The sequence below is a fragment of the Paraburkholderia fungorum genome (genome assembly GCF_046026025.1).
In the GTDB taxonomy this organism is placed as follows: Bacteria; Pseudomonadota; Gammaproteobacteria; order Burkholderiales; family Burkholderiaceae; genus Paraburkholderia; species Paraburkholderia fungorum_E.
Genome location: NZ_JAQQFL010000020.1, coordinates 84208 through 110631, shown reverse-complemented (window position 1 = coordinate 110631; position 26424 = coordinate 84208). Strand labels below are relative to the sequence as shown.

Here is a 26424-nt window from a genome sequence, read left to right as displayed (position 1 = left end):
AACTGCCGATCCTGCGGTGCCTGTGTGACGTAATGATGACAATGACGTGACAGCTATGCGGGACGGATGTTCGTGGGAAGTGCGTGCAGGTTGGCGTTACGGGCCAAGCTGCCGTTTGCGCGGCGTTCGATAATGATAAGTGGTCCGAAAAGAACTATGCGCGAAATGCATTCGCGCCACGGACCGGACGGGCTGGTTCAACTATCGCGGAAGGTCGCATGCGGATTCTGATGGAATCGCACGATCCAGGCGACCGCGGCGACGCCCGGCGGATTTCGCCCCATGCGACGCGCATTTTTCCCGGACCATCCTCGTGCAGTGTAGGCGACGCGTCGGCGGATATCCACTGGGACCTTTTTTTGCTAGGCTGACATAAATGGACCTTTGAAGGACGTCCGGCGATGCAAGCGAGTCGCAAGGTCGACAGACAGGTTGCGGATAGCATGCCGGCCGAAGCAGCGTCTTCGGCGCAGGCGGCTTTCGCGTCGTACGCGGCGCCGCTGATCGATGAGGCGATCGAACACGCCAATGAGGTGCATGAAGACGCGTCACCCGAAGCGCTGCACAAACTGCGCGTATCGCTGCGGCGCTTGCGCTCGTTGTGGTGGGCGTTCGAACCCTTGCTGGACAAAGCCGGGAATACGCACCAACGGGCGCTATATAAGTATCTGGCGACGGCAGCCGGCAAGACGCGCGATTGGGACATTCTGATCGAACTGATTGCCAGGGACGAACGCGTTGCGCACGAGCTTGCGCCGAAGCTCCAGGCGGCGCGTAGCAGCGCGTTGGCGACGAGCCGCGAAACGCTTTCAAACGCCCACGTCAAACGTCTGTTGCAAGACGCGCTGACCAGCGTCAGTAAGGAATTGAACACGGCTCACGAACGCGTGCCGTTGCAAACATTCGTCGACCGGCGCGTGGCCGCTTCTGAACGGTCGCTGAAAAAGCGTATAAAACGCGCGTCTCGCGCGAAGCGCTCGAACTACACCGCGTTCCACGACGTCAGGAAGGCGGGGAAAAAAGTGCGCTATCTGCTCGAGTTTTTCGAGCCGGTTCTGAGCGGCAACCACAAACCCGTCCTGAAGCAGTTAAAGCAGATTCAGAAACGTTTCGGTGCGCTGAACGATATTGTCGCAAGCGAAATGCTGCTGCGCGACAACCTGGACTTACTAGCGGGATCCGGCGACGCCGACGCCGCGCTTCATTGGTTCAGGAAAGCGCGCAAACGCCGGATGCGCGCGGCAGCGGGACTGTTGCGCAAACGGTGATCCGGCCAAAGGGGCGGCCGCACGCTTGAGCGAGGCGGCCCGCATAACCCGTTTGGCTGTGCGTCCGTACCTGATCCGTCAGGCGGACTCTTTGCGAAGGAGGCGATGCGCACGTGGCACATCAAACGCTTTCGCTGCGCCGACGGCTGCGATTCATGTCGCGCGCCGGTGGTGCCGATGTGGCGCGCTACGTCGGCAACCACCCGTTTTTCGCGGGCGTGGCCGGCACCCTGGTCGCCGTGGCGATGGCCGGTTTGACGTTGCTGACACTCAGCAGCGGCCGCGCCGACGCGCTCGACCATGCGCGCGAAACGGCACAAAATCTCGTCTCTATCATTTCCACCGATCTCGAGCGAAATGTCGAGATCTACGATTTGTCGCTGGATGCGATGGTGGACGGGGCACGGGATCCTGCCACGTGGGCTCTGCCTCCCGGCTTGCGGCGCGCCGTGCTATTCGATCGCGCAACCACCGCGGTCTACCTCGGCGGCGCCTATGTGCTCGGTCCGGACGGACGGGTGATCGCCTCGCAGAACGACGAGGTCGACGCCTCCGTGAGTCTGGGCGACCGTGACTACTTCGTGGTGCATCAACGCAGTCCGGCTGTCGGGCTCTATTTATCCCACCCGTATCGCTCACGGCTGCGTGACGGCAAGCTCTCGATTGGCCTCACACGGCGCATCAACGAAGCCGATGGCCGGTTTGGCGGCGTTGCGCTTCTGGCGATCCGTATCGAGTACTTTCAGCACTTGCTGGACCGGATCAATACGGGCGAACTGGGCTCCGTGTTCATTGTGATGGACGACGGCACCTTGCTCGCGCGCAAGCCGTTTTCCTCGCTCGATATCGGCTCGAGCATTGCGAAGTCGCCGACTTTTCAGGTGATGGCCGCCCATAACTCGGGCTCGTATATCGCGAACTCGGCGGTGGACGGCGTGCGCCGGATGTTCACGTATGCACGCGTGCCGGGTACGCCGCTGATCGCGGCGGTGGCGCCCTCCGTGGATGAGGTGCTGGCGCCGTGGCGGCGTCGCAGCATGATCGCCGGCGTGTTGACGCTCGCCTTCGGCGCGGTATTCGTGATGGTCTCGTGGCTGCTTGCTTTCGCATTGCGCGACAAGTCGCGCGCGCAGGCGGCGCTGATGCGTCTCGCCGCGACCGACCCGCTTACCGGACTCAGCAATCGCCGCGTGCTCGACAAGCGTCTCGGCGAAGAATGGCGGCGCGCGCGGCGCTCCGGGCAATCGCTAGCGGCGTTGTTCATCGACATCGATCATTTCAAGCATTTCAACGACGTCTACGGTCACGCGAGCGGCGACGAAGCGTTGACTGCCGTGGCCGAATGCATCTCTGCCACGGTGCAGCGCCCGTTGGATCTGGTGGCGCGTTACGGCGGCGAGGAGTTTGCCGTCATCTTGCCGGACACGACTGCCGAAGGCGCGCTCAACGTCGCCGAGCAGATCCGCAGCAAGGTGCAGAGTCTGCGAGTCGTGCATCGCGATGGTGAGGCGGTCGCGGTCACGGTGAGCATCGGTTGCGCGACCTGTGTACCGGCGGAAGGTGCGAATGCGCTCGATCTGCTGGCCGCGGCCGACCGGCAGTTGTACGCCGCCAAGGCCGCAGGGCGCAACCGGGTCAACTCGGCCATGTCGGCGGTGCGTTCGGTGGCGCAGGGTTCGTCGCCCTGAACCCTGGCACGCGATGGCAACGACTTGCGTGCGACGGCGCTGCAGCGCCAGGCTGGATGATCATTCAGGGACCGGCCCAAGCGCTTTTTTGCCGCGCCGGGGGGCGAACCCGCGCAGCGTCACCGTGCCGCCTGTCTCACCGCGTTGTGCCGGCGCATGTTTGCCGGTGGCCGATTCGCCCGCCGGCACCCGTGGTTCGACCGGAAATCCGCGCCTTTGCCAGGCGTCGAGGCCGCCCCTCAGGGCGCGAATCCGCGTGTAGCCGCTCAGGCGCATGCGCTGCGTGATCTCGGCAGCGATCGCGCTATCCGGGCAAATGCAGTAAATCACCATGTCATAAGCGAGCAGCGCGCCGTCGATCTGTTCAGGCGAGTGCGGGTCGAGCGCCAGCACGCCGGGAAGAGGGTGCAGCGCATCGTCCGCCGATGGGGCCGCCCGGGCGTCCAGGATCTTGCGAGGCATGATGCGGCGCCATCCGCCGGGTGTCGCTGCCTCTTGTGAGGCGGGCGCGGAGGCGGCGTGGGCGAGACGGCGCCGCTCGCGGCGTCGCTGCTGCAGGCGGTACAGCAGATAGAGCAATGCCGCGGCCAGCAGGACGTCGATCACGGTGCCGCCGCGCGCTCTGACGAAGGTCAGCAGCATATGCAACTGCCGCTCCGCCGCGGCGCCGCCGAGCAGCCAGAAGGTGGCCCACGCGAGAGCGCCGACGAGGTCCCACGCCGCGTAGATGCGGCTGTCCACGGCTGTCGTGCCCATCAGCGGCGGGGTGATGAGTCCCAGCCCGGGGACGAACTTCGAGATCGACACGAGCGGTACGCCGAAGCGCTCGAATAGCGAGCGAGCTGTTTCGAGCCTGGCGTCGACCGCCGGGGAGATCCGGCTCAAGGCGGCGATCAACTTGCGTCCGTAGATGCGGCCCGCTGCGAACCACGTGCCGTCGCCGATCAGCGCGCCGAGCACGGCGGCCACCAGGATCGGCCAGAAAGACAGGGTGCCGGCGGCAATCGCGGAGCCCGCGAAGAGCAGCACGGGGACCGCGGGGATCGGCAGCCCGAGGCGAGTCAACAGCACGTTGAGAAAGACGACTGCGCCGCCCCAGGTTGAAACCGCCGACGACGGAAACGCTACCAATTGCGGAACTCCTGTTCTTTGCGGTTGGTCCGCCGCTGTGGCGGGATTCTGTTTTGATCAGGATACTCGATGGGCGTTGCCGGAGCGCCGGCTGCATCCACCTGACTGTAAGCCGGATTCGTGCCTGACCGGAGTCGATATTTCGTCAGGCTGACGGTACACGCTGGTCCGCCGGCAGATCCTTTCTCTGCAATTTTGTTCAAGACCGTGGGCGTTAGCCGCGGCTAATCTGCCTGTTCGTTCACAGGAACAGGACAACAGCATGAATTCACGATATGTCGGCTACGTGTTTTGCGCGCTGGCGATGATCGGGGTCGGCAGCACCGTTGTCGTCAGCAAATCGATCGCCAGCGGGTTGCCGCCGTTCAGCGCGACCGCATTGCGTTTTGCCATCGCTTTTCCCCTGTTTGTACTGGTGATGCGCTGGCGTGGCGTGCGCTGGCCCCGTCTCGACCGGCACGATACGGCGCTCGTGATTGCCCAGGCGGGGGCGGGCAGCGTCGGCTATACGGTGTTGCTCATCAGCGGGATGAAGCTCGCCTCGGCCGCCGATGCCGGCGTGATTGCGGGCACCCTGCCTGCCGTATCCGGCATGGTCGCCATGCTCGCGCTGGGTGAGCGCCCCGCGCCCGCATTGCTCGGCGCGATCGTGCTTGCCACCCTGGGCGTGCTGGTGTGTACCGTGCATATCGACGATTTCACCACGCCGCATGCGGCCCGTTCGCTGGCCGGCAACGCGCTGGTGTTCGCGGCGATTGTCTGTGAGGCGCTCTTTATTCTGCTCAATCGCAAGTTGCACACGCCGGTCGCGCCGCTGCCGCTGTCGGCGTTGATGTGCGGCATCGGTTTCGCGGTGGCGATCGTGCCGGCGTGCTTCGAGCGGCCCTGGAGCGTGCCGTTCAGTGCGGGTGCGCTGAGCGGTGTGCTGTACTACGCACTGGTGCCGACCGTGGCCGGCTTCGTTCTCTGGTATGCGGGCGCGGCGCGCATCAGCGGCGCCGAAGCCGGACTCATGACCGCCCTCGTGCCGGTGAGCGCGGTGGCGTTGGCCGCTGCCGTGCTGCGGGAACCGGTCAGCACGGCACAACTTTGGGGTGTCGCGTGCGTGCTGGGCGCCGTGTTGCTGGCGACCTTCGGCCAGATGCGGACTGCGCGCCGTGCTGCTCGCGGCACGGCCTGAGGCGGCGGAGCAGCGGCCTGAGCCGCAGGGACGGCGCGGTGCGGACAGGCGCGAAGTGGCGGTCAACGCCGCAGCCTGCTGCGCGGCACGACCGGATCGCCATTCAGGTATTGGCGACTGCCACCACCCCTGGATTGCCCACGATCGACAAGAACTCGCGACGCGTCGACGGATCGGTACGGAACGTGCCCAGCATGCGTGAGGTGACCATCGTGACACCGGCCTTGTGCACGCCTCGTGTGGACATGCATTGATGCGCGGCTTCGAGAATCACGCCGACGCCCGCGGGTTGCAGCACTTCGTTCAACGTATCGGCGATCTGCACGGTCATCTTTTCCTGGATCTGCAGACGCTTGGCGAAGGCATCGACGAGGCGTGCCAGCTTTGAAATGCCGACCACCCGATGCTCGGGCAGATACGCAACGTGTGCCCGCCCGATGATCGGCACCATGTGGTGTTCGCAATAGCTTTCGAAGCGGATGTCTTTCAGCACGATCATTTCGTCGTAGCCGTCCACTTCGGAGAAGGTGCGGGCGAGGATCTCGCGCGGATCGACCTGATAACCCGCGTAGAACTCCTCATAGGAGCGTACGACGCGCGATGGCGTATCGATCAGGCCTTCGCGCTCGGGATTGTCGCCGGCCCAACGCAGCAGCACGCGTACGGCTGCTTCAGCTTCTTCGCGGCTGGGGCGCTCTACTGCGGCCGTGGGTTTGGTTTTCTTTGCTTTGCTACTGGCCATCCGTCGTTCCTCCGGGGCGCGCGTCGACGCTAGACGGGGCGCGCGGGGTCAATGAGTAGCGGCCATTGTTCCATGTTTTGCGTCGTATCGTGTCGATGCCCCTTTCGCTGACGGGGCGTGAGATTACTTCGGCCACTCGTCCATATCGTCGTTGAAAAGCTCGGCGACGATGCCGCGCAGCCAGCTTCCCCGCGGATCGTTATGGAATTTGCGATGCCAGTGCTGGCGCAGATCGAAGCGTGGCAACGGCAGCGGCGGCTCGACCAGCGTGATCGACGCGTGCTCCGAGACGTATGCGAAGCCGATGGCGTGCGGCACGGTCGCAAGCAGATCGGTGCGCGCGAGGATGAACGGCAGACTCATGAAGTGTGGCGTTTCGAGTACCGCGCGGCGCTTGATCCGTTTCTTTTCCAGGTAGTGTTCGAGGACTTCCTGGCTGCGTCCTTCGGCACGCACCACGGCGTGGCCTGACGCCACGTACTGAGGCAGCGTGAGGGGCGCTTTCGAAAGCGGATGCCCCGTGCGCATCAGACAGATGAATCGATGGGTGAAAAGCCGTTGCTGGAAGAAGTTGTTGCCTGACAGATCGGGAAAATAGCCTACCGCGAGATCGACGTCGCCCGATTCGAGTCCGCGTTCCACATGCGAGGGCGGGAGCGACACGGAGCGCAGATTCGCATGCGGTGCTCGTTCGGCGAAGAGTTGCAGCAGCCGCGGCAGGAAGACGATTTCGCCGACGTCGGAGAGGGCGATGGAGAAGGTATGGGTGCTCGTGGCCGGCTCGAAGTCCTGCACGTCGAGCATGCCTTTCTCGATCCGCAGAAGCGCGTCGCGGGCGGCGGGGAGGATGGCGAGCGCGCGCGGCGTGGGTTCCATGCCCTTTGAGGTTCTGACGAAGAGCGGGTCGTCGAAGTATTCCCGCAGGCGGCCTAGCGCGGTGCTGACGCGGGGTTGGCTGACGCCGAGCTGGTCCGCCGCGCGGCTGACGTTGCGGGTGTCTTCCATTGCTACGAGGTAGGGGATCAGGTTTAGATCCAGGTGAGTGTCGGGCATGTTGCGGGTTTTTTGCCTGCGGCGCTTTGGGGGTATTGGGAATCTGGATAGAGGGTAGTTTAATAATCTTGGTTTGGGATAGTGGTTTTTTGTTTGCCTGTTCAGCGGTTTGCCTGTGGTGTTGGCCTTTCCTTGATTTCTTATTGGTCTATTAGCGTTGCCCCTGTGCGGGGCGGCACCTACTTTTCTTTGCCTGCCGCAAAGAAAAGATAGGCAAAAGAAAGCGGCTCAAACCGCCAGCTCATAAGCGGGTCCCCTGGCTTGGAGGGGGCAGTGGTGCATCTGGAATCCGTGTTCTCGCACATTCAGGCCTGGTGACAAGGCCGTCATACTTCCGGCGGCGCTGCGCGCGCCGAAGGCCATTTCACACACCGCCCGCTGCATTCGGCATTTTGCCGAGGCGAAGCCGGTGGTCCCCACCACGCGCAACGAAGCCTCTGGTTTCCCATGCAGGCCCGTCCGCGACGCACGCAGTGCGGAGTGGGAACTGACGAGCGCCTTGTCACCAGCGCGGAGTGTGCGGGGGCACCGATTCCAGATGCACCACTACCGTGGCTGTGCGGGGGACCCGCTTAAGAATTAGCGGTTTGAGCCGCTTTCTTTTGCCTACTTTGCTTTGCGGCAGGCAAAGAAAAGTAGGTGCCGCCCCGCACAGGGGCAACGCTAATAGACCACTAACAAAGCAAGGAAAGGCCAAAGAAGTCAGACCAAGGAAAAGCCAACGCAAAAAAACCGCAGACAAACAAGGGCCCAGCAGGCAAGCAGCCCCTTGCCGGGCAGGCAAAAACCCAAACCCCAAAAACCCTATGATTAAGTGCAATCCCCAACCTTGACAATCCGCCCAAAGGGCAACCATAATCACCTCAACGTTCGCTAATCGAATCCATGTTCACATATCGAACAAAAATCGACAGCAAACAAACCAAAGGCGCCAGCCCGCATCGCCTGCCAGCGAGCCATCGCCACCCCAGGCCCGGAGACCGTCCCGCACAAGCCCCTGCCTGCCAAGGCAAAAAGCCCACCGGTACGCAGCGCCCCCAAAGGAAATTCGACATGATCAACAAGATTTTCGAGTCACTTCAATCCGCGGTTGCCGATGTCCACGACGGCGCGACCATCATGATCGGTGGCTTCGGCACGGCCGGTATGCCGTCCGAGCTGATCGACGCGCTTATCGAACAGGGCGCGCGCGAACTCACCATCGTCAACAACAACGCCGGCAACGGCGACATCGGCCTCGCGGCGCTGCTCAAAGCCAAACGCGTGCGCAAGATCATCTGCTCGTTCCCGCGTCAAACCGATTCGTATGTGTTCGACGCGCTCTATCGCGCCGGCGAAATCGAACTCGAACTGGTGCCGCAAGGCAACCTCGCGGAACGCATTCGCGCAGCAGGCGCCGGCATCGGCGGGTTCTTCACGCCCACCGGCTATGGCACGAGGCTCGCCGAAGGCAAGGAAACCCGTCTGATCGACGGCAGGCATTACGTGCTGGAGTCGCCGCTGCATGCTGACTTCGCGCTGATCAAGGCATTCAAGGGCGACCGCTGGGGTAATCTGGTCTATCGCAAGACCGCGCGCAATTTCGGCCCGATCATGGCGAGTGCGGCGAAAACAGCCATCGTGCAGGTATCGAAAGTGGTGCCGCTCGGTGAGCTCGATCCGGAAAACATCATCACGCCGGGCATCTTCGTGCAACGCGTCATCGAAGTGCCGCAAGCTGTGCATCAAACCGAGCTTGCATCCGCGACCGCCGCCTGAGGAGACCGACATGAAAAAACTGACCCGCGATGAAATGGCCAAGCGCGTTGCCCAGGATATTCCTGAAGGCGCTTTCGTGAACCTCGGCATCGGTGTGCCCACGCTGGTGGCCAACCACCTCGCCGCCGACAAGGAAATCTTCCTGCACAGCGAAAACGGCTTGCTCGGCATGGGCCCGGCACCCGCAAAGGGCGAGGAAGACGACGAACTGATCAACGCCGGCAAGCAGCACGTCACGCTGCTCACGGGCGGCGCCTACTTCCATCACGCAGACTCGTTCGCGATGATGCGCGGCGGCCATCTGGATTTCTGCGTGCTCGGCGCGTTTCAGGTGTCGGCAAAGGGCGATCTGGCGAACTGGCACACCGGCGCGCCCGACGCGATTCCGGCAGTTGGCGGCGCCATGGACCTCGCCATCGGCGCGAAGCAGGTCTACGTGATGATGGAGCATCTGACCAAGCAGGGCGAAAGCAAGATCGCGGCGGAATGCACGTACCCGGTCACGGGCGTGAATTGCGTCGACCGAATCTATACGGACCTGGCGATGATCGACGTCACCGATGAAGGCCTTGTCGTGCGCGAGATCTTCTCGGATATCGACTTCGACGCGCTGCACAAACTGACCGGCGTGCCGCTGATCGACGGCACGCAAGCGGCTCGCGCAGCCTGAGCATCGCTGTGCAAGGCAGGGGTGTAGACGCCTGCCTTGCGCAGAGAAGCCGAAACGCGGGCGAGGCAGCGAAACACGCCCGCCGCGCCCGCGCTCCCTTCGCCGGTCCACTGGAACGCGCATGGGGGTAAGCCTCCTGCGAGTGGCGAGTGGCACGACAGCACGACAGCACGCCACATAGGCGCAGCACATACGCCCTTGCGGCAGATGCGGCAGCGACGCGTATCCACTCCGCCGTCGTGGTGATGTTCGGCGCCCAATGCGCTGCAACGCCGTGTGCGGTACGCTCTCGATAGATAGCCCATCGGGATGCGCCGTACCCTGCGTCCAGGCCGCTGCGGCGAAACCTTTACTTTCGACTCCCTCATCGACGCCATCATGCTCGACTCCAGCGCCCGTCTGACCGGCCTCCTTTGCGGCACACAGCCGATGAACGACATCTGGGCGCCGCGTGCCACGCTGCAACGCATGCTTGATGTCGAAGCCGCGCTCGCGCGCGCATCGGCGGCGCATAACGTGATTCCGTACCGCGCCGTGGCCGCCATCGAGGGCGCCTGCCAGGCCGATCAACTCGACGCCGACGCACTGGCGCGCGACGCGGCGCTCGGTGGCAATCTCGCGATTCCCCTCGTCAAACAACTCACCGCGCGCGTCAAAGCAGCGGATGCGGAAGCGTCGAAGTACGTCCATTGGGGCGCGACGAGTCAGGACATCATCGATACGGCGACGGTACTGCAATTGCGCGACACCTTCGATCTGCTCGACAGCGGCTTGCAAGCCACGTGCGACGCGTTGGCGAAACTCGCGGCCACCCATCGCGCGACGCCGATGATCGGCCGCACCTGGTTGCAGCAGGCGCTGCCCATCACGCTTGGCCTGAAATTCGCGCAGTGGCTCGACGCACTGCTACGTCATCGCGAGCGGCTCGATGCATTGCGTGCTCGCGTGCTGGTGCTGCAATTCGGCGGCGCGGCCGGCACGCTGGCGAGTCTGCGCGACGCGGCGCCGCAAGTGACGCAATCGCTGGCTCAGGAACTCAAGCTTGCGGTGCCCACCTTGCCATGGCACACGCAACGCGATCGCATCGCCGAAACGGCATCGCTGTTCGGCATGCTGATCGGCACGCTCGGCAAAATCGCGCGCGATATTTCCCTGCAGATGCAAACCGAAATCGACGAACTGGCCGAGCCCGCCGCAGCGGGCAAGGGCGGTTCGTCGACCATGCCGCACAAGCGCAACCCGGTCGGCTGCGCTGCGGTGCTGACGGCCGCGACGCGCGCCCCTGGGCTGGTGGCTACGGTATTCGCAGGCATGGTGCAGGAGCACGAGCGCGCGCTCGGCGGCTGGCAAGCCGAATGGGACGCACTGCCGGACCTCGCGCGCCTGGCCGGCGGCGCGCTTGCCAACATCGAACAGATCGCCGCGGGGCTCAACGTGAATGTGCCGCGTCTCGCCAGGAATCTCGACGTCACGCACGGCTTGATCCTCGGCGAAGCGGTGATGCTCGCGCTCGGCGACAGCATCGGCCGGCTCGATGCGCATCATCTGGTTGAGCGCGCATCCAAAGCGGCAATCGCGGAGAGCAAGACGCTCTTCGACGTGCTTTCGGCGGACCCCGCCGTGACCGAACATCTTTCGATCGAGCGCCTGAAGCAACTGCTCGATCCCGCCCAATACGTTGGCCAGGCCCACGCTTATGTGGACGCCGCGCTGGCACTTCATCACACGCGCGCCAAACGCGCCACTTCCAGGGAGTAACGGCATGCCTTACGCCGCAGTCAACGGTACCGAGCTGCACTATCGAATCGACGGTGACCGTCACGGCAACGCGCCGTGGATCGTGTTGTCGAATTCACTCGGCAGCGATCTGTCGATGTGGACGCCGCAGGTCGCGGCGCTGTCTAAACATTTCCGCGTGCTGCGCTACGACACGCGCGGTCATGGTCATTCGGAAGCGCCGAAAGGCCCGTACACGATCGAACAACTGACCGGCGACGTGCTCGGTCTGATGGACACGCTGAAAATCGCGCGCGCGAATTTCTGCGGCGTGTCGATGGGCGGCCTCACCGGCGTCGCGCTGGCCGCGCGTCACGCGAATCGTCTCGAGCGCGTCGTGCTGTGCAACACGGCGGCGCGCATCGGTTCGCCGGAAGTGTGGGTGCCGCGCGCCGCAAGGGCGCGTACGGAAGGCATGCTCGCGCTGGCCGACGCGGTCTTGCCGCGCTGGTTCACCGCTGACTACATCGAACGCGAACCGGTGGTGCTTGCCATGATCCGCGACGTGTTCGTGCACACGGACAAGGAAGGCTACGCATCGAATTGCGAGGCCATCGACGCTACCGATCTGCGCCCCGAAGTCCCCGGCATCAAGCTGCCTGTGCTGGTGATCAGCGGCACGCACGATCTGGCCGCAACACCGGCACAGGGCCGCGAACTGGCGCAAGCGATTCCGGGCGCACGTTATGTCGAACTGGACGCCTCGCACATTTCCAACATTGAGAAGGCCGAGACCTTCACGAAGACCGTGCTCGACTTCCTGACGGAGCAGAAATGAACGACGAAGACCGCTACGAAGCCGGACTCGGTGTGCGTCGCGCGGTACTGGGCAGTGCGCACGTCGACCGCTCGCTTGCGAATCGCACGGAGTTGACCGAAGAGTTCCAGAATCTGATCACCCGCTATGCATGGGGCGAAATCTGGACGCGCGAAGGTTTGCCGCGTCACACGCGCAGTCTGCTGACCATCGCGATGATGGTTGCGCTCAATCGCAGCGAAGAACTCGCATTGCATTTGCGTGCCGCAAAAAACAACGGCGTGACGCGTGAGCAGATCAAGGAAGTCCTGTTGCAAACCGCGATCTATTGCGGCGTACCGGCGGCCAACTCGGCGTTCCACCTGGCCGACAAGCTGTTCCGCGAAGACGACGCCGCAGCGGCAAAGCCTTAATGTGGCCTGAAGCGGCGGCCTGAAGCGGCGGCCTGAAGCGGATGTGAGACGAAACGCGCTTCAGGCAATCCTGCTCTTGTTTATCACCGCGGTGTCGGCCGGCAATTGCAGGCGCACCGCGCGCAACACCGTATCCTTGATGACCCCGTGCCAATGCGCAAGGGCGGCTTTGTCCATCAGCGGTTCACCGAGAAACGCACCCAGCGTGTACTGATTGGCGTTATAGAAATAGCCGAGCGACGCGATCATCAGGTACACATCGCGCGCTTGGACGTCGGCACGAAAGACGTTTTGCGCCTGGCCCGCGTCCAGCAACTTCTGCACGACCGAAATCGCATAGCCGGAAATCTCCTTCAGCTTCGACGATTTCTTCGCGTGCTTGCCCTGATGCAGATTTTCGCTCGACAGCAGCGTGACGAACTCGGGATGATCGAGGTAGTACTGCCAGACGAATTCGACCATCTGTTCGAGACCATGCACGGGATCGTCCAGATCGAGATCGAGCCTGCTTTCGGCCTCGTTGAACTGCGTGTAGATCGTTTCCAGAACCTCGACGAACAACTGTTCCTTGCTGCCGAAGTAGTAATAGATCATCCGGTCGTGCGAACGCGCGGCCTTCGAAATACTTTCAACCCGGCCGCTTGCAAAGCCTTGCTTGGCAAAGACCTTGATGGCCGCTTTGAGGATCTTGGCGCGGGTGTCTTGCGCCTGTTTCGCTCGGATGCCGATAGCGCCCGGCTTGCGGGCGGCAGTGGGACTCATGACGGTCTCGGATCTCTTTGTTAGCGTCGGGTTGAACGGCATGTGCCGCAGCCGCCAGGTCACACACAGTCACACTCAGGTTCATTCAGGTACGCTCGAGCACGGAGCGCCTTCATCATACAGCCCCTATCAGGCGTGGCGACATGCCCGGCACGATCACGTGCTTCGGCGTAGATTTGAAGCCTGATTCATACGGCGATGCCGCGCCGCAGCATTCGGACACTCACCGGGAAACTCGTTGCGCAGTCTATTTTGATCGAGTAGATTTCAGGCAAGTTTGGTGTAGCGGATACTACACGAACGGTGAGTGACCGCAACATGGAAAAACGCGGATCACGCGAAAGACCCTTTAAACAGGGGCGATTCGTCAGCCGGGCAGGATCGATTGTAATGTCGTCGTATGGGAACCCCACCATGACAGAACATACGAAGGTCGATTTCGGTGCGGAGCGCGTCGACGGCGAAACCGCCTCGACGCCAGGCCCGACCGTGCTCGAGAAAGCGGTGCCACGCAGCGAGCGAATGGCGTCGAACAAGATCGAATGCAATGCATGCCCGGTGTTGTGCCAGATATCGGCAGGCCGCACGGGCGCGTGCGATCGTTATGCAAATGCGGATGGGCGGCTGATTCGCGTCGACCCCGTGGTGTTTCTGTCGCGCGCCCCTTTGCCTGAGGCGAGCGCGAGCAGCGCACAGGCCACGGTCGAATTTGGTGCAGCGTCGGAAGTGCACGATCCGGTTGCGGAGCAGGCGCTGTTCGTCACCGGCGTCGGCGCATCGTCCACGTATCCCGACTACAAGCCCGCGCCTTTCATTGTTGCCTCGAAGCTCGACGACGTCGACATGGTGACGGTCGTCACCGAGGGCATTTTCAGCTACTGCAGTTTCAAGGTGAAGATCGATACCGACCGCTTTCTTGGGCCGGAGCAATCGAACGTGCGTTGCCAGGGCGAGATCGTCGGCCATGTGACCACGGCCGAGTACGGCTCGCAGATGCTGAGCCTCGGCGGCGTTCATCATCTGACCGGCGGCAGCAAGAAAGAAGGCCGCGTCACGTGCGACATGATGCTCGCGCTCGGCAACAAGGAAGCGGTGGAGTTGACCATCGACGGCGGGGCGAGTCTCGCGATTCGGGCGGGCGCGGCGCCGATTGTCGACGGCGTGGAAGAGCAGCGCATGCGGGTGGGCTGCGGGTCGGCCACCATTGGTATCTTCGCCAAGCAGTGGTTCGGTCACGCCGACGAAGTGGTGGTGGTCGACGATCACATCACGGGCGTGCTGACTGAACACCAGGCGGGCCGCTGCCTCGGCATGACGCGCTCAGGTCTGAAGATTCGCGGACGCAAATCGACGCCGGGCCGCTATTTCCAGGTCGCCAATCCTGGCACCGGTTGGGGCGGCACCGACATTCAGGACCCGCTCGCCATTGTCGAAGGCTTTGATCCCGCCGTGGCGAAGCCGGGTATGCGCTTACTGATGGTGTCGACCACCGGCGAACACGCGCAGTGGTATGAGCTCGATCAGAACCTCGTGCCGCGTCTCGCGGCCATGCCGGATGCCGTGCGCCGCACGGTCGAACGGATCGGCGAGAACTGCGAGCCGTCACTTGCGACCGTGCTGTTTCTCGGCGGCGCGGGCGGCAGCCTGCGAGCGGGCGCAACGGAGAATCCGGTCCTGCTCACACGCGCCATCAAACAGAAACGGGTCAACGTAACCTGTGGCGGCGCGCCCGCCTATGTGTGGCCGGGCGGTGGCATCACCGTGATGGTGGATGTTTCGCGCATGCCCGACCGGTCGTTTGGCACCGTGCCGACGCCCGCGATCGTCGCACCGATCGAATTCACGATGACCTATGACGCGTATCGCGATCTCGGCGGCCATCTCGACGCGGTGCGTTCACTGGCCAGCGTGCTGGCGAACGGGCCGGATCATACGGAAGGGGCGCCGCTGGCGCGCAGAACGCTGGCGCGCAATCCGGACAACCCGTGGCCACCCGCCATGCCGCCGACGCTCGGCTAACTGCAACGCCATGACCGGTACGACGAACCCGACGAACCCCATGAACGCAACTCGCACCCAGCTCGACGCGGCCCGCTGGCATTGGCAGCATGGCCCCATCGATCTGATCCTCAGCGCGGACGGCGAGCCCTCGGCGGTGCAAGCCGCGTATGAGGTCTGCTGGGCACGCTTTGTCGAGCTGTTGCCTGAACTGGTCGGCGAGCTGACGCTGCTTCGGCAGCCTGTGCCGAGCCATGCGGCTGCAGGTGACTGCACGCTGAATGGGGCCGTTGCGCGCCGCATGTGGAACGCATGCCACCCTCACCGTGCGCGTTACATCACCCCGATGGCGGCCGTTGCGGGCAGCGTCGCGGATGAGCTGATCACGGCGTTCGCGCGCGAAGGCGTAGCGCGAGCCTTCATCAACAACGGCGGTGACATCGCCCTCCATATGACTGAAGGGCAACAGTACCGTGTGGGCGTGTTCGCCGATCTGGCGGCGCTCGCCGGTGCGAGGCTGTCCGACGATCTGGCTTTGGACGCCAACCTGACACTCCAGGCCGCCATGCCGGTTCGCGGCATCGCGACCAGCGGCTGGCGCGGGCGCAGCTTTAGCCTGGGTATCGCCGACAGCGTGACGGTGCTCGCCCGCAACGCCGCCACCGCCGACGCCGCCGCGACGATAATCGCTAACGCGGTCAATCTCGATCATGCCGGCATCGCGCGCCGGCCGGCTTCCTCGTTGAAGGACGATAGCGATCTGGGCGACCTGCTAGTCACGGTTGACGTGCCGTCCTTGCCGCAACCGCTGATCGATTTCGCGCTGGCGCGCGGTGTCGATGCGGCGCGGCGGCTGCAGGAACAAGGTTTGATTGAAGGCGCCGCGCTGTTCCTGCAAGGGCGGGCGCGTGTGGCGGGTACGCATTACCAGGGCGCGTTGTCCGGGAATCGCGCTGAAATAACAACGGAGGCTCCGTGTTCGAAATACGCCGCGTGCTGACGCACGTCGAAGACATTTTTCACGAGTTCGGCCCCGCCCCCGCGCAGCCGCTGCGGCGCGGCGCGATTGCCGCGGTGATGACGAATCCGTTCGCCGGCCGCTACGAAGCCGGAATCGAACCCGCCATGGAAGCGCTCAAACCGATCGGCTTCGACATGGCGCAACGGTTGCTGGCGGCGATGGCGGTGCCGCACGCCTCGATTGAAAGCTACGGTAAGGGTGCGATCGTCGGCTCGCGTGGCGAACTCGAGCATGGCGCGCTGTGGCATGTGCCTGGCGGCTATGCGATGCGCGAATTGCTGGAGAAAAATGGCGTGCCGACCAACGCCATCGTGCCGTCGACCAAGAAAGTCGGCGCGCCTTCCACCGCGCTCGATGTGCCGCTGACGCATGTCAACGCGAGCTACGTGCGCAGCCATTTCGACGCAATCGAAGTGCGCGTGCCCGGCGCCCCTGCCGCGGACGAACTGGTGTATATCCTCGTGATGAGCACGGGCCAGCGCGTGCATGCGCGCGTCGGCGGGCTCGCGAAGGAGGCGATTGTGGGCAAGGACGGCTTGCGCTGAGCGGCGCTTGATCCGCACATAGCGTAGAAACATCAAGCTGACGCAATGAGCTGACGCAATAAGCTGAGGCAGTCAGGCAGAACACGCATCGAAACCCGGAGAATGAAATGGCCATCAAGCTTCGCAAGCTGATCGTGCAGGTCGATGAAACACGCATTGAAATGGGGCAGACTATCGAGCCGCCGGTCCGCCGCGCCGTCGCGATCGCGGTGATCGATAATCCCTACGCGGGCCGTTATGAGGCCAGCCTGGACGCGCTGATCGAGGCTGGCGAGGAACTGGGTGCCCTGCTTGGCAACAAATGCGTCGACGCGCTAGGCATCAAGCCGGGCGACGCGCAAAGCTACGGCAAGGCCGCGATCGTTGGCGAAGCGGGCGAACTCGAGCATGCGGCTGCGATCCTGCATCCCAAACTCGGTGCGCCGCTGCGAGCCGCCGTCGAAAAGGGCGCGGCGCTGGTGCCGTCGGCGAAAAAAATGGGTACGCTCGGCACGGCGATCGACGTTCCGCTCGGCCACAAGGACGCTGCTTTCGTGCGCAGTCACTTCGACGCGATCGAGGCGCGGGTCTCGGACGCGCCGCGCGCGAATGAGATCGTCGTGGCTGTTGCAGTGACCGCGTCGGGACGGCCGCTGCCGCGCATCGGCGGCTTGCAGGTGAGTGAGATCAAGGGCGAAGACGGTTTACGCTGAGTTCGCTGAGTTATTTCAAGGGTCGCGATGCTTTCGAATTTGCTGGTACAACTGGTCAACGGACTCGCCGACGCGTCGACGCTGTTTCTCGTTGCCGCCGGATTGTCGCTGATCTTCGGCGTGACGCGCATCGTCAACTTCGCGCACGGCTCGTTCTATATGTTCGGCATTTACGTCGCATATAGCATCGCGAGCCGTTTCGGCCATACGGTGGGCGGGTTCTGGCTGTCTGTGCTGGCTGCGGCCCTGGTGGTGGCGGTGCTCGGCGCGCTGGTCGAGATGATCGTGTTACGGCGCATCTACCAGGCCCCCGAGTTGTTTCATCTATTGGCTACATTCGCGCTGGTGCTGATCTTTCGCGACGCCGCGTTATGGCTATGGGGTCCGGAGGACCTGTTCGGACCGCGTGCGCCGCATCTGGCTGGCGCAGTCGAGTTTCTCGGGCATCCGCTGCCGACCTATGACATCGCGCTGATCGTGATCGGGCCGGTGGTGTTGCTGCTGCTCTGGTATGCGTTGACGCGTACCCGTTGGGGCACGCTGGTGCGCGCCGCGACGCAAGACCGTGAGATGCTCGGCGCGCTCGGCATCAATCAGGCATGGTTGTTTACCGGCGTGTTTTTCGTCGGCGCGTTTCTCGCTGGTTTGGGCGGCGCACTGCAGGGGCCGCGGATGTCGGCGAATCTGTCGCTGGATCTGGAGACGATCGGCAATGCGTTCGTCGTCGTCGTGGTCGGCGGCATGGGGTCGATTCCGGGCGCGTTCGTCGCCGCTTTGCTGATCGCCGAGATCAAGGCGCTTTGCATCGGCATCGGCCATGTGTCGGTGTTCGGGTTCGATCTGTCGTTGAGCCGCTTTACGCTCGTTGCGGAATTCGTCGTGATGGCGGTGGTGCTGGTGGTGCGGCCCTGGGGCCTGCTAGGCAAGGCGAGCGCCGCGGTACGCGGCATGGCCGCGCCTGAAGCGCCGTTGCGGCCCGCGGGCAAGCGTCTGAAATGGCTGGCGGCGATTGCCTTGCTGGTGCTGGTGCTCGCGCCGCTTGCGGCCAATGCGTTTCCCTACATGCCTGTGCTGCTGGTCGAAATTCTGATCGCCGTGTTGTTCGCAACGAGTCTGCATTTCATCATGGGCCCCGGCGGCATGCATTCGTTCGGCCACGCCGCGTATTTCGGCCTGGGCGCATACGGCGCCGCGCTGTTTCTCAAGGTGTTGAATCTGCCGATGGAAGCCGCGTTGCTGCTCGGCCCCCTGCTCGCGGTGGCGGGCGCACTCGTGTTCGGCTGGTTTTGCGTGCGCCTCTCCGGCGTCTACCTCGCGATGCTGACGCTTGCGTTCGCGCAGATCGTCTGGTCGGTGGTGTTCCAGTGGGACGACGTGACGGGAGGGAGTAACGGCATTCTCGGCTTGTGGCCGTCGAACTGGTTGTCCTCGCCGGTGGCTTTCTATTATCTGACGCTCGCCTGCGCGGTGGTGGGGGTGTGGCTGCTGCGCAAGATGCTGTTCTCGCCGCTTGGCTACGCGATGCGGGCGTCGCGCGATTCGGTGCTGCGCGCCGAGGCAATCGGTATCGACGTGAAACGCGTGCAGTGGGCGGCGTTTGTCGTCGCGTCGCTGTTTTGCGGGCTTGCCGGATCGCTCTATGCCTTCTCCAAAGGGACGATTTCACCGGAGGTGATCAGCGTGAGCCGCTCCGTGGATGGCCTCGTGATGGTGCTGCTCGGCGGCTTGCAGACCTTGACCGGGCCGATCGTCGGCGCCGCCGTGTTCACGTGGCTGCAGGACACCGTCGCGCGGCAAACCGATTATTGGCAGGCGTTGCTGGGCTTCACGATTCTGCTGCTGGTGATCGCGTTTCCGCAGGGCATCGTCGGTTTCATTCGTGAGCGGTTTGGCGACGATACGGTGGATAAGGCGGAAGAGCGTGCTCCATCGCCATCACGGGGTACGGCGATCAAGGAGGGGCTATGAGTTTGCTACGCGTGTCCGGTCTCTCCAAGTCGTTCGGCGGCCTGAAAGCGGTGGACGACGTGTCCTTCGATCTTGAAGCAGGCCAATTGCTGGCTCTGCTGGGTCCGAACGGCGCGGGCAAGTCGACCTGCTTCAACATGGTCAATGGGCAACTGCAGCCGTCGTCCGGCTCGATTCGCCTCGACGATCGCGAACTGGTCGGCATGCGGCCACGCGATATCTGGCGGCTGGGGGTCGGTCGCACGTTTCAGATTGCCGCGACCTTCAATTCCATGACCGTGCTCGAGAACGTGCAGATGGCGCTGGTCTCACGCGAACGCAAGACATTCGGTCTGTGGAAATCCGCAGGCTCGCGCTACGCCGACGAAGCCATGACGCTGCTCGAACAGGTCGGCATGGGCGCCGACGCGAACCGCGCCTGCGGCGTGCTCGCCTACGGGGACGTCAAACGCGTTGAACTCGCAATTGCGCTGGCCAACCGCCCGAAGCTGCTGCTGATGGACGAACCCACCGCTGGCATGGCGCCCAAGGAACGCAACGAGCTAATGGCGCTGACCAAGCGTCTCGTCACGGAACACAAGATTGGCGTGTTGTTTACCGAGCACAGCATGGACGTGGTATTCGCGTACGCCGATCGCATGATCGTGCTCGCGCGCGGCAAGCTGATCGCCGAGGGCGACGCCGAAACGATCCGCAACGACGCCCGCGTGCAGGAAGTCTATTTCGGCACCGGCAAAACCTTCCAGCCCCGCGCGCCGCTGCATGAAGCGGCAGGCGGGCAGCACGGACGAGGAGCGCTGCAATGAGCGAGCCGATGCTGAAGGTTTCCGGCCTCAATGCGTTCTATGGCCGCGCGCACATTCTGTTCGACGTGGGTCTTGAAGTCGGCCGCGGCGAAGTGGTCGCACTGATGGGCCGCAACGGCGCCGGCAAATCGACGACGATGAAAGCGGTAATGGGTCTGCTGCCGCGCCGTCAGGGCGAAGTGCGTTTTCGCGGGCAAAACATCACGGCGTTGCCGCCTTATCGTATCGCGCGCATGGGCATGGGGTTCGTCCCGGAAGACCGCCGCGTGTTTTCCGATCTGACGGTGATGGAAAACCTCGATACCGGCCGTCAGCCGCCGCGTGAAGGGGCGCCGCAATGGACGCCGGAAAAGCTGTTCCGCCTGTTCCCCAACCTCGGCGAAATGCCGAAACGCCCCGGCGGCCAGATGAGTGGCGGCGAGCAGCAGATGCTTACCGTCTCGCGCACGCTGATGGGCAATCCGTACCTGGTGCTGCTCGACGAACCGTCCGAAGGCGTCGCGCCGGTGATCGTCGAACAGATGGCGAACATGATTCTCGAACTCAAGCGCGAAGGGCTTTCAATTCTGTTGTCCGAACAGAACCTGCATTTCGCCGAGCTGGTCAGCGACCGCGCGTACGTGCTCGAAAAAGGGCAGATCCGCTTTAGCGGCACGATCGGCGAACTCGCAAAGAACGAAACAGTGAGGCGCGCTTATCTGAGCGTGTGATTCCATCGTCGCATGAAGCGTGCAAGCTGTGCGCGCATGCGGCGCTGGGCAGTCGTTGCGAAAGGAGAGGCAGATGGCAGCAGAGACGTTGACAGGCTTGTCGGGCAAGGTCGTCGTAACGAACATCGGTCTGCTGTTATCCGGCGACATCGATAAGCCGATTCTCGATGCGAACACGCTGGTAATCGACGACGGCGTGATCGTCGCGCTCGGCCGCGAAAAAGATTGCGACCTCGAAGGCGCGCGAACGACCGTCGATTGCAAAGGCACGACGGTCGCGCCGGGTCTGATCGATTCTCACGTGCATCCGGTGTTCGGCGACTGGACGCCACGGCAGAATCAGATGGGCTGGATCGAATCGAATCTGAACGGCGGCGTGACGACCATGATCTCCGCCGGCGAGGTGCACTTGCCTGGCCGTCCGAAAGACGTGGTCGGCGTCAAGGCGCTCGCGATTACCGCGCAACGTTCATTTGAAGGGATGCGTGGCGCGGGTGTCGGCGGCGGCGTCAAGGTCATGGCGGGTGCGCCGGTGATCGAGAAGGGCATGGTCGAAGAGGACTTCAAGGAGCTCTCGGAAGCGGGCGTGAAGCTGCTCGGCGAAGTCGGTCTCGGCAGTGTGAAGGGCGGCGAGGAAGCGGCGCAGATGGTCGCCTGGGCACGCAAGTACGGCATTCAAAGCACGATTCACACGGGCGGCCCGTCGATTCCGGGCTCGGGTCTGATCGATCGGGACGTGGTGCTCGCCGCCGACGCCGACGTGATCGGCCACATCAACGGCGGTCATACGTCGCTATCCTACCGGCACGTATGCGATCTGTGCGAGCAATCGAGCCGCGCGCTGGAGATCGTTCACAACGGGAACGAACGGATCGCCTTGCTCACCGCGCGCCATGCGATCGAGTTGAAGTGTCCACATCGGATCATTCTCGGCACGGATAGCCCGGCGGGTTCCGGCGTGCAGCCGCTCGGCATTCTGCGGATGATCGCGCTGATCTCGAGCCTCGCGGATGTCCCCGCGGAAATCGCCTTCTGTTTCGCGACCGGCAACACCGCGCGGCAACGCAATCTGCGACAGGGGTTGATCGAAGTGGGCCGTCCCGCCGACCTCGTCTTCATGGACCGCGCTCAGCACACAGCGGCCGATACGCTGCTGGAAAGCGTGCAACTCGGCGATATTCCTGGCGTCGGCATGGTGATGATCGACGGTTTGATCCGCTGCAGGCGCAGCCGCAATACACCGCCGGCGACCGAAGTGCCGGTGGTGCTTTGAACGCGCGCCGCACGGCGTGGCCGGCATTGTCATGAACCGCCCGGCGCCTCTTGCGCTGCACGTCAACGGCGCGACCCATCTGGTCAGCGCCGCTGCCGACACGCCACTGCTGTATCTGCTGCGTAACGACCTCGCGTTGAACGGTCCGAAGTTCGGCTGTGGTCTCGGCGAATGCGGCGCATGTACGGTGTTGCTCGATGGCATGCCGACACGTTCGTGCGTGACGACCGCAAAGGTTGCTTTGGGCCGCGAGATCACCACGCTTGAAGGTTTGGGTACCCGCGCCGCGCTGCATCCGGTGCAACAGGCCTTTATCGAAGAACAGGCCGCGCAGTGCGGCTATTGCCTGAACGGCATGATCATGACCGCCAAAGCGTTGCTCGACCGCGATCCGCATCCGAGTGTCGAGACGATTCGGCGGGAGTTGTCGCGCAACCTCTGCCGGTGCGGCACGCATGTCGAGATTGTGCGCGCGGTGCAGCGCGCCGCGCAATTGCTCGCCGCGCAACCGGCGCCGGATCTGGGAGCGCGCGTATGACAGGACCGGATTTCAGTGTCGATCGCCGGGCCGCGCCGCCGTCGCGGCAGCAACTCTACGACGCGCAGAATGTGCTGATCGTCACCCGGCCGCCGCAAGCGCCGGTGCGCGCGGCGCCCGGGCAGCCGGGCTCGCGCTCCATGTTCGTGCCGACGGAAGCCGACATGTTTCTCGTCGTGCGCGACGACGGCAGCGTGGTGGCGTTCAACGGTCACGTCGATCTCGGTACCGGTATCGGCACGGCGCTCGCGCAGATCGTTGCGGAAGAACTGGATGTGCCGTTGACGCGCGTCTCGATCGTGCTTGGTCACACGAACGAAGCGCCGAATCAGGGGCCCACGATCGCAAGCGCGACGATCCAGATTTCGGCCGTGCCGTTACGGCACGCAGCGGCGCAAGCGCGGCAATTTCTGCTCACGGAAGCGGCGGCGCGTCTGAAAGTAAGCGCGGAGCAGCTCGATGTGCGCGACGGCGTGGTTTTTCAGCGCGACGGCGATACGGGCAAAAGCCTGAGCTACGGCGAATTGGTCACCGGCCGGCGCATCGAATTGACGCTCGCCACCGATGCGCCTTTGAAATCGCCCGACACGTACAGGATCGTCGGTAAAAGCTCGCCGCGTGTCGATATTCCCGCGAAGGCCACGGGCGAATTGAGTTTCGTGCACGACGTGCGCGTGCCCGGCATGCTGCACGGCCGCGTCGTACGGCCGCCTTATGCGGGTGTCGCGCAGGGCGAGTTCATCGGCAATAGCTTGCTGCACGTCGATGAAGATTCGATTCGTGACTTGCCCGGCATCGTCAAGGTGGTGGTGATCCGCGATTTCGTCGGTATCGTCGCCGAGCGCGAAGAGATCGCGCAGCAGGCGGCGAAGCGATTGAAGGTGCGGTGGAAAGCGGTAGAAGGTTTGCCGCCGCTCGAAACCAGCGAGGAAGTGGAAGCCGCACTCAGAGCCAATCCGGCCAAACGACGCGATCTGGTGATTGAAGGCGATGTCGACGCAGCGCTCGCGCAAGATCCTGCCCGAACGCTGGAGCGCACCTACGTATGGCCGTTTCAGATGCATGCGTCGATTGGGCCCTCGTGCGCGGTGGCCGATTGCCGGGACGAGAAACTGAAGGTCTGGTCGGGCACGCAGAATCCTCATTCGTTGCGTGCCGATCTCGCGTTGCTGATGGCGATGGATGAAGCGCAGATCGAAATCGTGCGCATGGAAGCGGCAGGATGCTATGGCCGCAATTGCGCGGACGACGTTGCCGCCGACGCCGCGCTGCTCTCACGCGCGACCGGCAGTCCGGTGCGCGTGCAACTATCGCGCGAAGACGAGCATGCCTGGGAGCCCAAAGGCGCTGCGCAATTGATGGACGTGCGCGGCGCTTTAACTGCGCAAGGCGAACTCGCCGCATATGATTTCGCGACGCGCTATCCATCGAACGACGCGCCCACGTTAGCGCTGCTGCTTACCGGAACCCTCTCCGCACAGCCGCAAGTCTTCGAAATGGGCGACCGCACGTCCGTGCCGCCATACGACTACCGGGCCATGCGCATTGTCTGCGACGACACGGCGCCGATCGTGCGCGCTTCCTGGCTAAGAGGCGTGTCCGCGTTGCCGAACACGTTCGCGCATGAATCTTTCATCGACGAACTCGCGGTAGAAGCAGGCGTTGATCCCGTTGAGTTTCGGTTGAAACATCTCACTGATCCGCGTGCGATCGATCTCGTCAAGGCGGTGGCCGGGAAAGCCGGCTGGCAAACACGTACCACCACGTCGAAGGATGAGGTTCAGGAACAGGGCGACGTTGTGCGCGGTAGAGGCTTCGCTTACGCCCGCTACATGCACAGCAAATTCCCCGGCTTCGGTGCCGCGTGGTCCGCGTGGGTCGCCGACATCGAAGTCAATCGCAAAAGCGGCGAGCTTGCGGTGACGCGTGTGGTGGTCGGGCAGGACACCGGCATGATGGTGAATCCCGACGGCGTGCGTCATCAGATACACGGCAATGTGATCCAGGCAACCAGCCGCGCGCTGAAAGAGCGCGTGACGTTCAGCGACAACGCGGTGACGAGTCAGGAGTGGGGCGCGTATCCGATTCTGACTTTCCGTGAAGTGCCTGTCATCGACGTGGTGATGATGCCGCGTCACGGCGAACCGCCGATGGGCACCGGCGAATCGGCTTCGTTGCCGGGCGCGGCGGCGATCGCCAACGCGCTGTACGACGCGACCGGCGTGCGTTTTCGCAGGCCGCCATTCACACCCGAGACGATTCGCGCGGCGCTTGCCGATGCGCAAGCTGAAGAAGCCGCGGCGCGCCGAAAGAAGCGCCGCCGGCTTGGTTTTTTCGGCACGATCGCCGCGGGTGCAGCCGGCTGGCTGGGCGTGCTGGCCATGTCGCCGCAAGCCATCGCGCCGATTGCGCCACCGCTCGCGAGCGCGTTTGCGCCCGAACTGGTGGCGCGCGGCAAGCTGCTCGCGTCGCTGGGCAACTGCGCGGTTTGCCATACCGCGCACAACGGCGTGCCGAACGCGGGCGGCAAACCGCTCGATACGCCGTTCGGCACTGTGTACAGCACCAACATCACGCCCGATGCACAAACGGGCATCGGTACATGGTCGCTCGACGCATTCGTGCGGGCGATGCGGCAAGGTATCAGCCGCGACGGACATCGCCTCTATCCCGTGTTTCCCTACACGTCGTTCAAAAACACTTCCGACGACGACCTCAAGGCGCTCTACGCGTATCTGATGGCGCAAACGCCGGTGCGCGCCCGTGCGCCGGAAACGAAGCTGGCGTATCCGTTCAGCGTGCGTCCGCTGATGGCCGCGTGGAACGGGCTTTTCCTTGGCCGTAACCCGCTGCCCGCCGATGCGGCGCAAAGCGTGCAATGGAATCGCGGCGCGTATCTCGTCAACGGCCTCGGCCATTGCAGCGCATGCCATACCCCACGCAATGCATTCGGCGCCGAGAAAACCGGCGCCGCGTTCATGGGCGGCGGCATCGCGGAAGGGTGGGAAGCGCCCGCGCTGTCGGCGCTTTCCAACGCGCCCGTTCCCTGGAGCGAAGACGAACTGTTCAGCTATCTGCGCCACGGTCATGCGCCGCTGCATGGTGTCGCGGCCGGGCCGATGGCGCCGGTCGTCGGCGATCTGACGGCCTTGCCCGACAGCGATATTCGCGCGATGGCCACGTATCTGGCGTCGTTGAATCCGCTGGAGGCCAATGTGGATCCGGTGGCGATGGCGCGTCAATACGAGCACGCCAGCGCGATAACGGGACCGGCAACCGGGCTCGGCGCACGTCTGTTCGACGGCGCGTGTGCAGCCTGTCATCACACGGGCAGCGGGCCGCAGTTGTTCGGCGCTCATCCCTCGCTGGCGCTTAACACGAATCTGCACAGCACGACGCCTGATAATCTGATTCGCGTGATTCTCGATGGTATCGGCTCGCCTGCGCGCCCCGAACTCGGTACGATGCCGGCTTACCGCGACAGTTTCAACGACGCCCAGGTCGCCGAACTCGTGTCATACCTGCGTCAGCAATTTGCGGGCGGCAAGCCGGCCTGGCAGGACGTCACGGCGAGCGTCAGCAGAATCCGCGCGACGCCGCGGGCAGAGTGACGTCGCCGCACGCATTGCTGCACGGTTTGCCGCGGCATTCACAGCATTACTCGCAGCACAGGTT

22 protein-coding genes are annotated in these 26424 nt (G+C 63.7%); 18 read left to right on the top strand and 4 right to left on the bottom strand.

What is annotated here, in order from left to right; genetic code table 11:
* Positions 1-401: 401 nt before the first annotated feature.
* Together PQR67_RS21930 and PQR67_RS21925 are read left to right on the top strand one after the other, a co-directional pair.
* The gene (locus tag PQR67_RS21930; RefSeq protein WP_408463884.1) at positions 402-1268 is read left to right on the top strand and encodes a CHAD domain-containing protein; all 867 of its coding nucleotides are present in this window, start codon (positions 402-404) and stop codon (positions 1266-1268) included.
* A 113-nt stretch (positions 1269-1381) separates the two neighbouring features.
* Positions 1382-2956, top strand: coding sequence for a diguanylate cyclase (locus PQR67_RS21925; protein ID WP_408463881.1), 1575 nt, complete (start codon positions 1382-1384; stop codon positions 2954-2956).
* A gap of 60 nt (positions 2957-3016) precedes the next feature.
* On the opposite strand, the gene PQR67_RS21920 is transcribed toward PQR67_RS21925, so the two are convergent.
* Positions 3017-4087, bottom strand: coding sequence for a VTT domain-containing protein (locus PQR67_RS21920; protein ID WP_408463878.1), 1071 nt, complete (start codon positions 4085-4087; stop codon positions 3017-3019).
* 262 nt (positions 4088-4349) lie between these two features.
* Between PQR67_RS21920 and PQR67_RS21915 the strand changes: the two genes are divergently transcribed.
* On the top strand, positions 4350-5267 hold the full coding sequence (locus PQR67_RS21915) for a DMT family transporter (protein ID WP_408463875.1): 918 nt from the start codon (positions 4350-4352) through the stop codon (positions 5265-5267).
* A 103-nt stretch (positions 5268-5370) separates the two neighbouring features.
* Here PQR67_RS21915 and folE read toward each other — a convergent pair whose 3' ends face one another.
* Both folE and PQR67_RS21905 read right to left on the bottom strand, forming a co-directional pair.
* Positions 5371-6009, bottom strand: coding sequence for a GTP cyclohydrolase I FolE (gene folE / locus PQR67_RS21910; protein ID WP_408463872.1), 639 nt, complete (start codon positions 6007-6009; stop codon positions 5371-5373).
* Positions 6010-6132: 123 nt separating this feature from the next.
* Positions 6133-7062 (bottom strand): LysR family transcriptional regulator, encoded by a 930-nt coding sequence (locus PQR67_RS21905; RefSeq protein WP_408463870.1) that lies wholly within the window; start codon positions 7060-7062, stop codon positions 6133-6135.
* A gap of 1053 nt (positions 7063-8115) precedes the next feature.
* On the opposite strand from PQR67_RS21905, the gene PQR67_RS21900 reads away from it, so the two are divergent.
* The 5 genes from PQR67_RS21900 to pcaC all read left to right on the top strand — a co-directional run bounded on the left by PQR67_RS21900 (position 8116) and on the right by pcaC (position 12436).
* Positions 8116-8820, top strand: a complete 705-nt coding sequence (locus tag PQR67_RS21900) for a 3-oxoacid CoA-transferase subunit A (protein ID WP_408463867.1) — start codon at positions 8116-8118, stop codon at positions 8818-8820.
* 10 nt (positions 8821-8830) lie between these two features.
* Positions 8831-9490 carry a 3-oxoacid CoA-transferase subunit B gene (locus PQR67_RS21895; protein ID WP_408463864.1) on the top strand — a complete coding sequence of 220 codons (660 nt, stop codon included), beginning with the start codon at positions 8831-8833 and terminating at the stop codon, positions 9488-9490.
* Between the two features lie 378 nt (positions 9491-9868).
* Positions 9869-11248, top strand: coding sequence for a 3-carboxy-cis,cis-muconate cycloisomerase (locus tag PQR67_RS21890; RefSeq protein ID WP_408463862.1), 1380 nt, complete (start codon positions 9869-9871; stop codon positions 11246-11248).
* A gap of 4 nt (positions 11249-11252) precedes the next feature.
* On the top strand, positions 11253-12044 hold the full coding sequence (pcaD, locus tag PQR67_RS21885; RefSeq protein WP_408463859.1) for a 3-oxoadipate enol-lactonase: 792 nt from the start codon (positions 11253-11255) through the stop codon (positions 12042-12044).
* Positions 12041-12436 carry a 4-carboxymuconolactone decarboxylase gene (gene pcaC, locus PQR67_RS21880; RefSeq protein ID WP_120342295.1) on the top strand — a complete coding sequence of 132 codons (396 nt, stop codon included), beginning with the start codon at positions 12041-12043 and terminating at the stop codon, positions 12434-12436. The genes pcaD and pcaC overlap by 4 nt, the downstream gene beginning before the upstream one ends.
* A 60-nt stretch (positions 12437-12496) precedes the next feature.
* On the opposite strand, the gene PQR67_RS21875 is transcribed toward pcaC, so the two are convergent.
* Complete coding sequence (locus tag PQR67_RS21875; protein WP_408463856.1) at positions 12497-13198, bottom strand: TetR family transcriptional regulator; 702 nt, start codon at positions 13196-13198, stop codon at positions 12497-12499.
* Positions 13199-13612: 414 nt separating this feature from the next.
* Between PQR67_RS21875 and PQR67_RS21870 the strand changes: the two genes are divergently transcribed.
* The 10 genes from PQR67_RS21870 (at position 13613) to PQR67_RS21825 (ending at position 26360) form a co-directional block, all read left to right on the top strand.
* Positions 13613-15217, top strand: a complete 1605-nt coding sequence (locus PQR67_RS21870; protein ID WP_408463853.1) for a 6-hydroxynicotinate reductase — start codon at positions 13613-13615, stop codon at positions 15215-15217.
* Positions 15218-15257: 40 nt separating this feature from the next.
* On the top strand, positions 15258-16196 hold the full coding sequence (locus tag PQR67_RS21865) for a UPF0280 family protein (RefSeq protein WP_408463850.1): 939 nt from the start codon (positions 15258-15260) through the stop codon (positions 16194-16196).
* Entirely contained in the window at positions 16172-16762 is a 591-nt protein-coding gene (locus PQR67_RS21860) for an amino acid synthesis family protein (RefSeq protein WP_408463847.1), read from the top strand. The genes PQR67_RS21865 and PQR67_RS21860 overlap by 25 nt, the downstream gene beginning before the upstream one ends.
* Positions 16763-16869: 107 nt before the next feature.
* Positions 16870-17454 carry an amino acid synthesis family protein gene (locus PQR67_RS21855; protein ID WP_408463844.1) on the top strand — a complete coding sequence of 195 codons (585 nt, stop codon included), beginning with the start codon at positions 16870-16872 and terminating at the stop codon, positions 17452-17454.
* A 27-nt stretch (positions 17455-17481) separates the two neighbouring features.
* Positions 17482-19422, top strand: a complete 1941-nt coding sequence (locus PQR67_RS21850; protein WP_408463841.1) for an ABC transporter permease — start codon at positions 17482-17484, stop codon at positions 19420-19422.
* The gene (locus PQR67_RS21845) at positions 19419-20228 is read left to right on the top strand and encodes an ABC transporter ATP-binding protein (protein WP_408463838.1); all 810 of its coding nucleotides are present in this window, start codon (positions 19419-19421) and stop codon (positions 20226-20228) included. The genes PQR67_RS21850 and PQR67_RS21845 overlap by 4 nt, the downstream gene beginning before the upstream one ends.
* A complete protein-coding gene (locus tag PQR67_RS21840; protein WP_120294299.1) occupies positions 20225-20938 on the top strand; it encodes an ABC transporter ATP-binding protein in 714 nt (237 codons plus the stop codon). Before PQR67_RS21845 ends, PQR67_RS21840 begins: the two co-directional genes overlap by 4 nt.
* Before the next feature lie 73 nt (positions 20939-21011).
* On the top strand, positions 21012-22211 hold the full coding sequence (locus tag PQR67_RS21835) for an amidohydrolase family protein (protein WP_408463834.1): 1200 nt from the start codon (positions 21012-21014) through the stop codon (positions 22209-22211).
* Positions 22212-22242: 31 nt separating this feature from the next.
* Entirely contained in the window at positions 22243-22749 is a 507-nt protein-coding gene (locus PQR67_RS21830) for a (2Fe-2S)-binding protein (RefSeq protein WP_408463831.1), read from the top strand.
* Complete coding sequence (locus PQR67_RS21825; RefSeq protein WP_408463828.1) at positions 22746-26360, top strand: molybdopterin cofactor-binding domain-containing protein; 3615 nt, start codon at positions 22746-22748, stop codon at positions 26358-26360. Before PQR67_RS21830 ends, PQR67_RS21825 begins: the two co-directional genes overlap by 4 nt.
* The last annotated feature ends 64 nt before the right edge of the window (positions 26361-26424 follow it).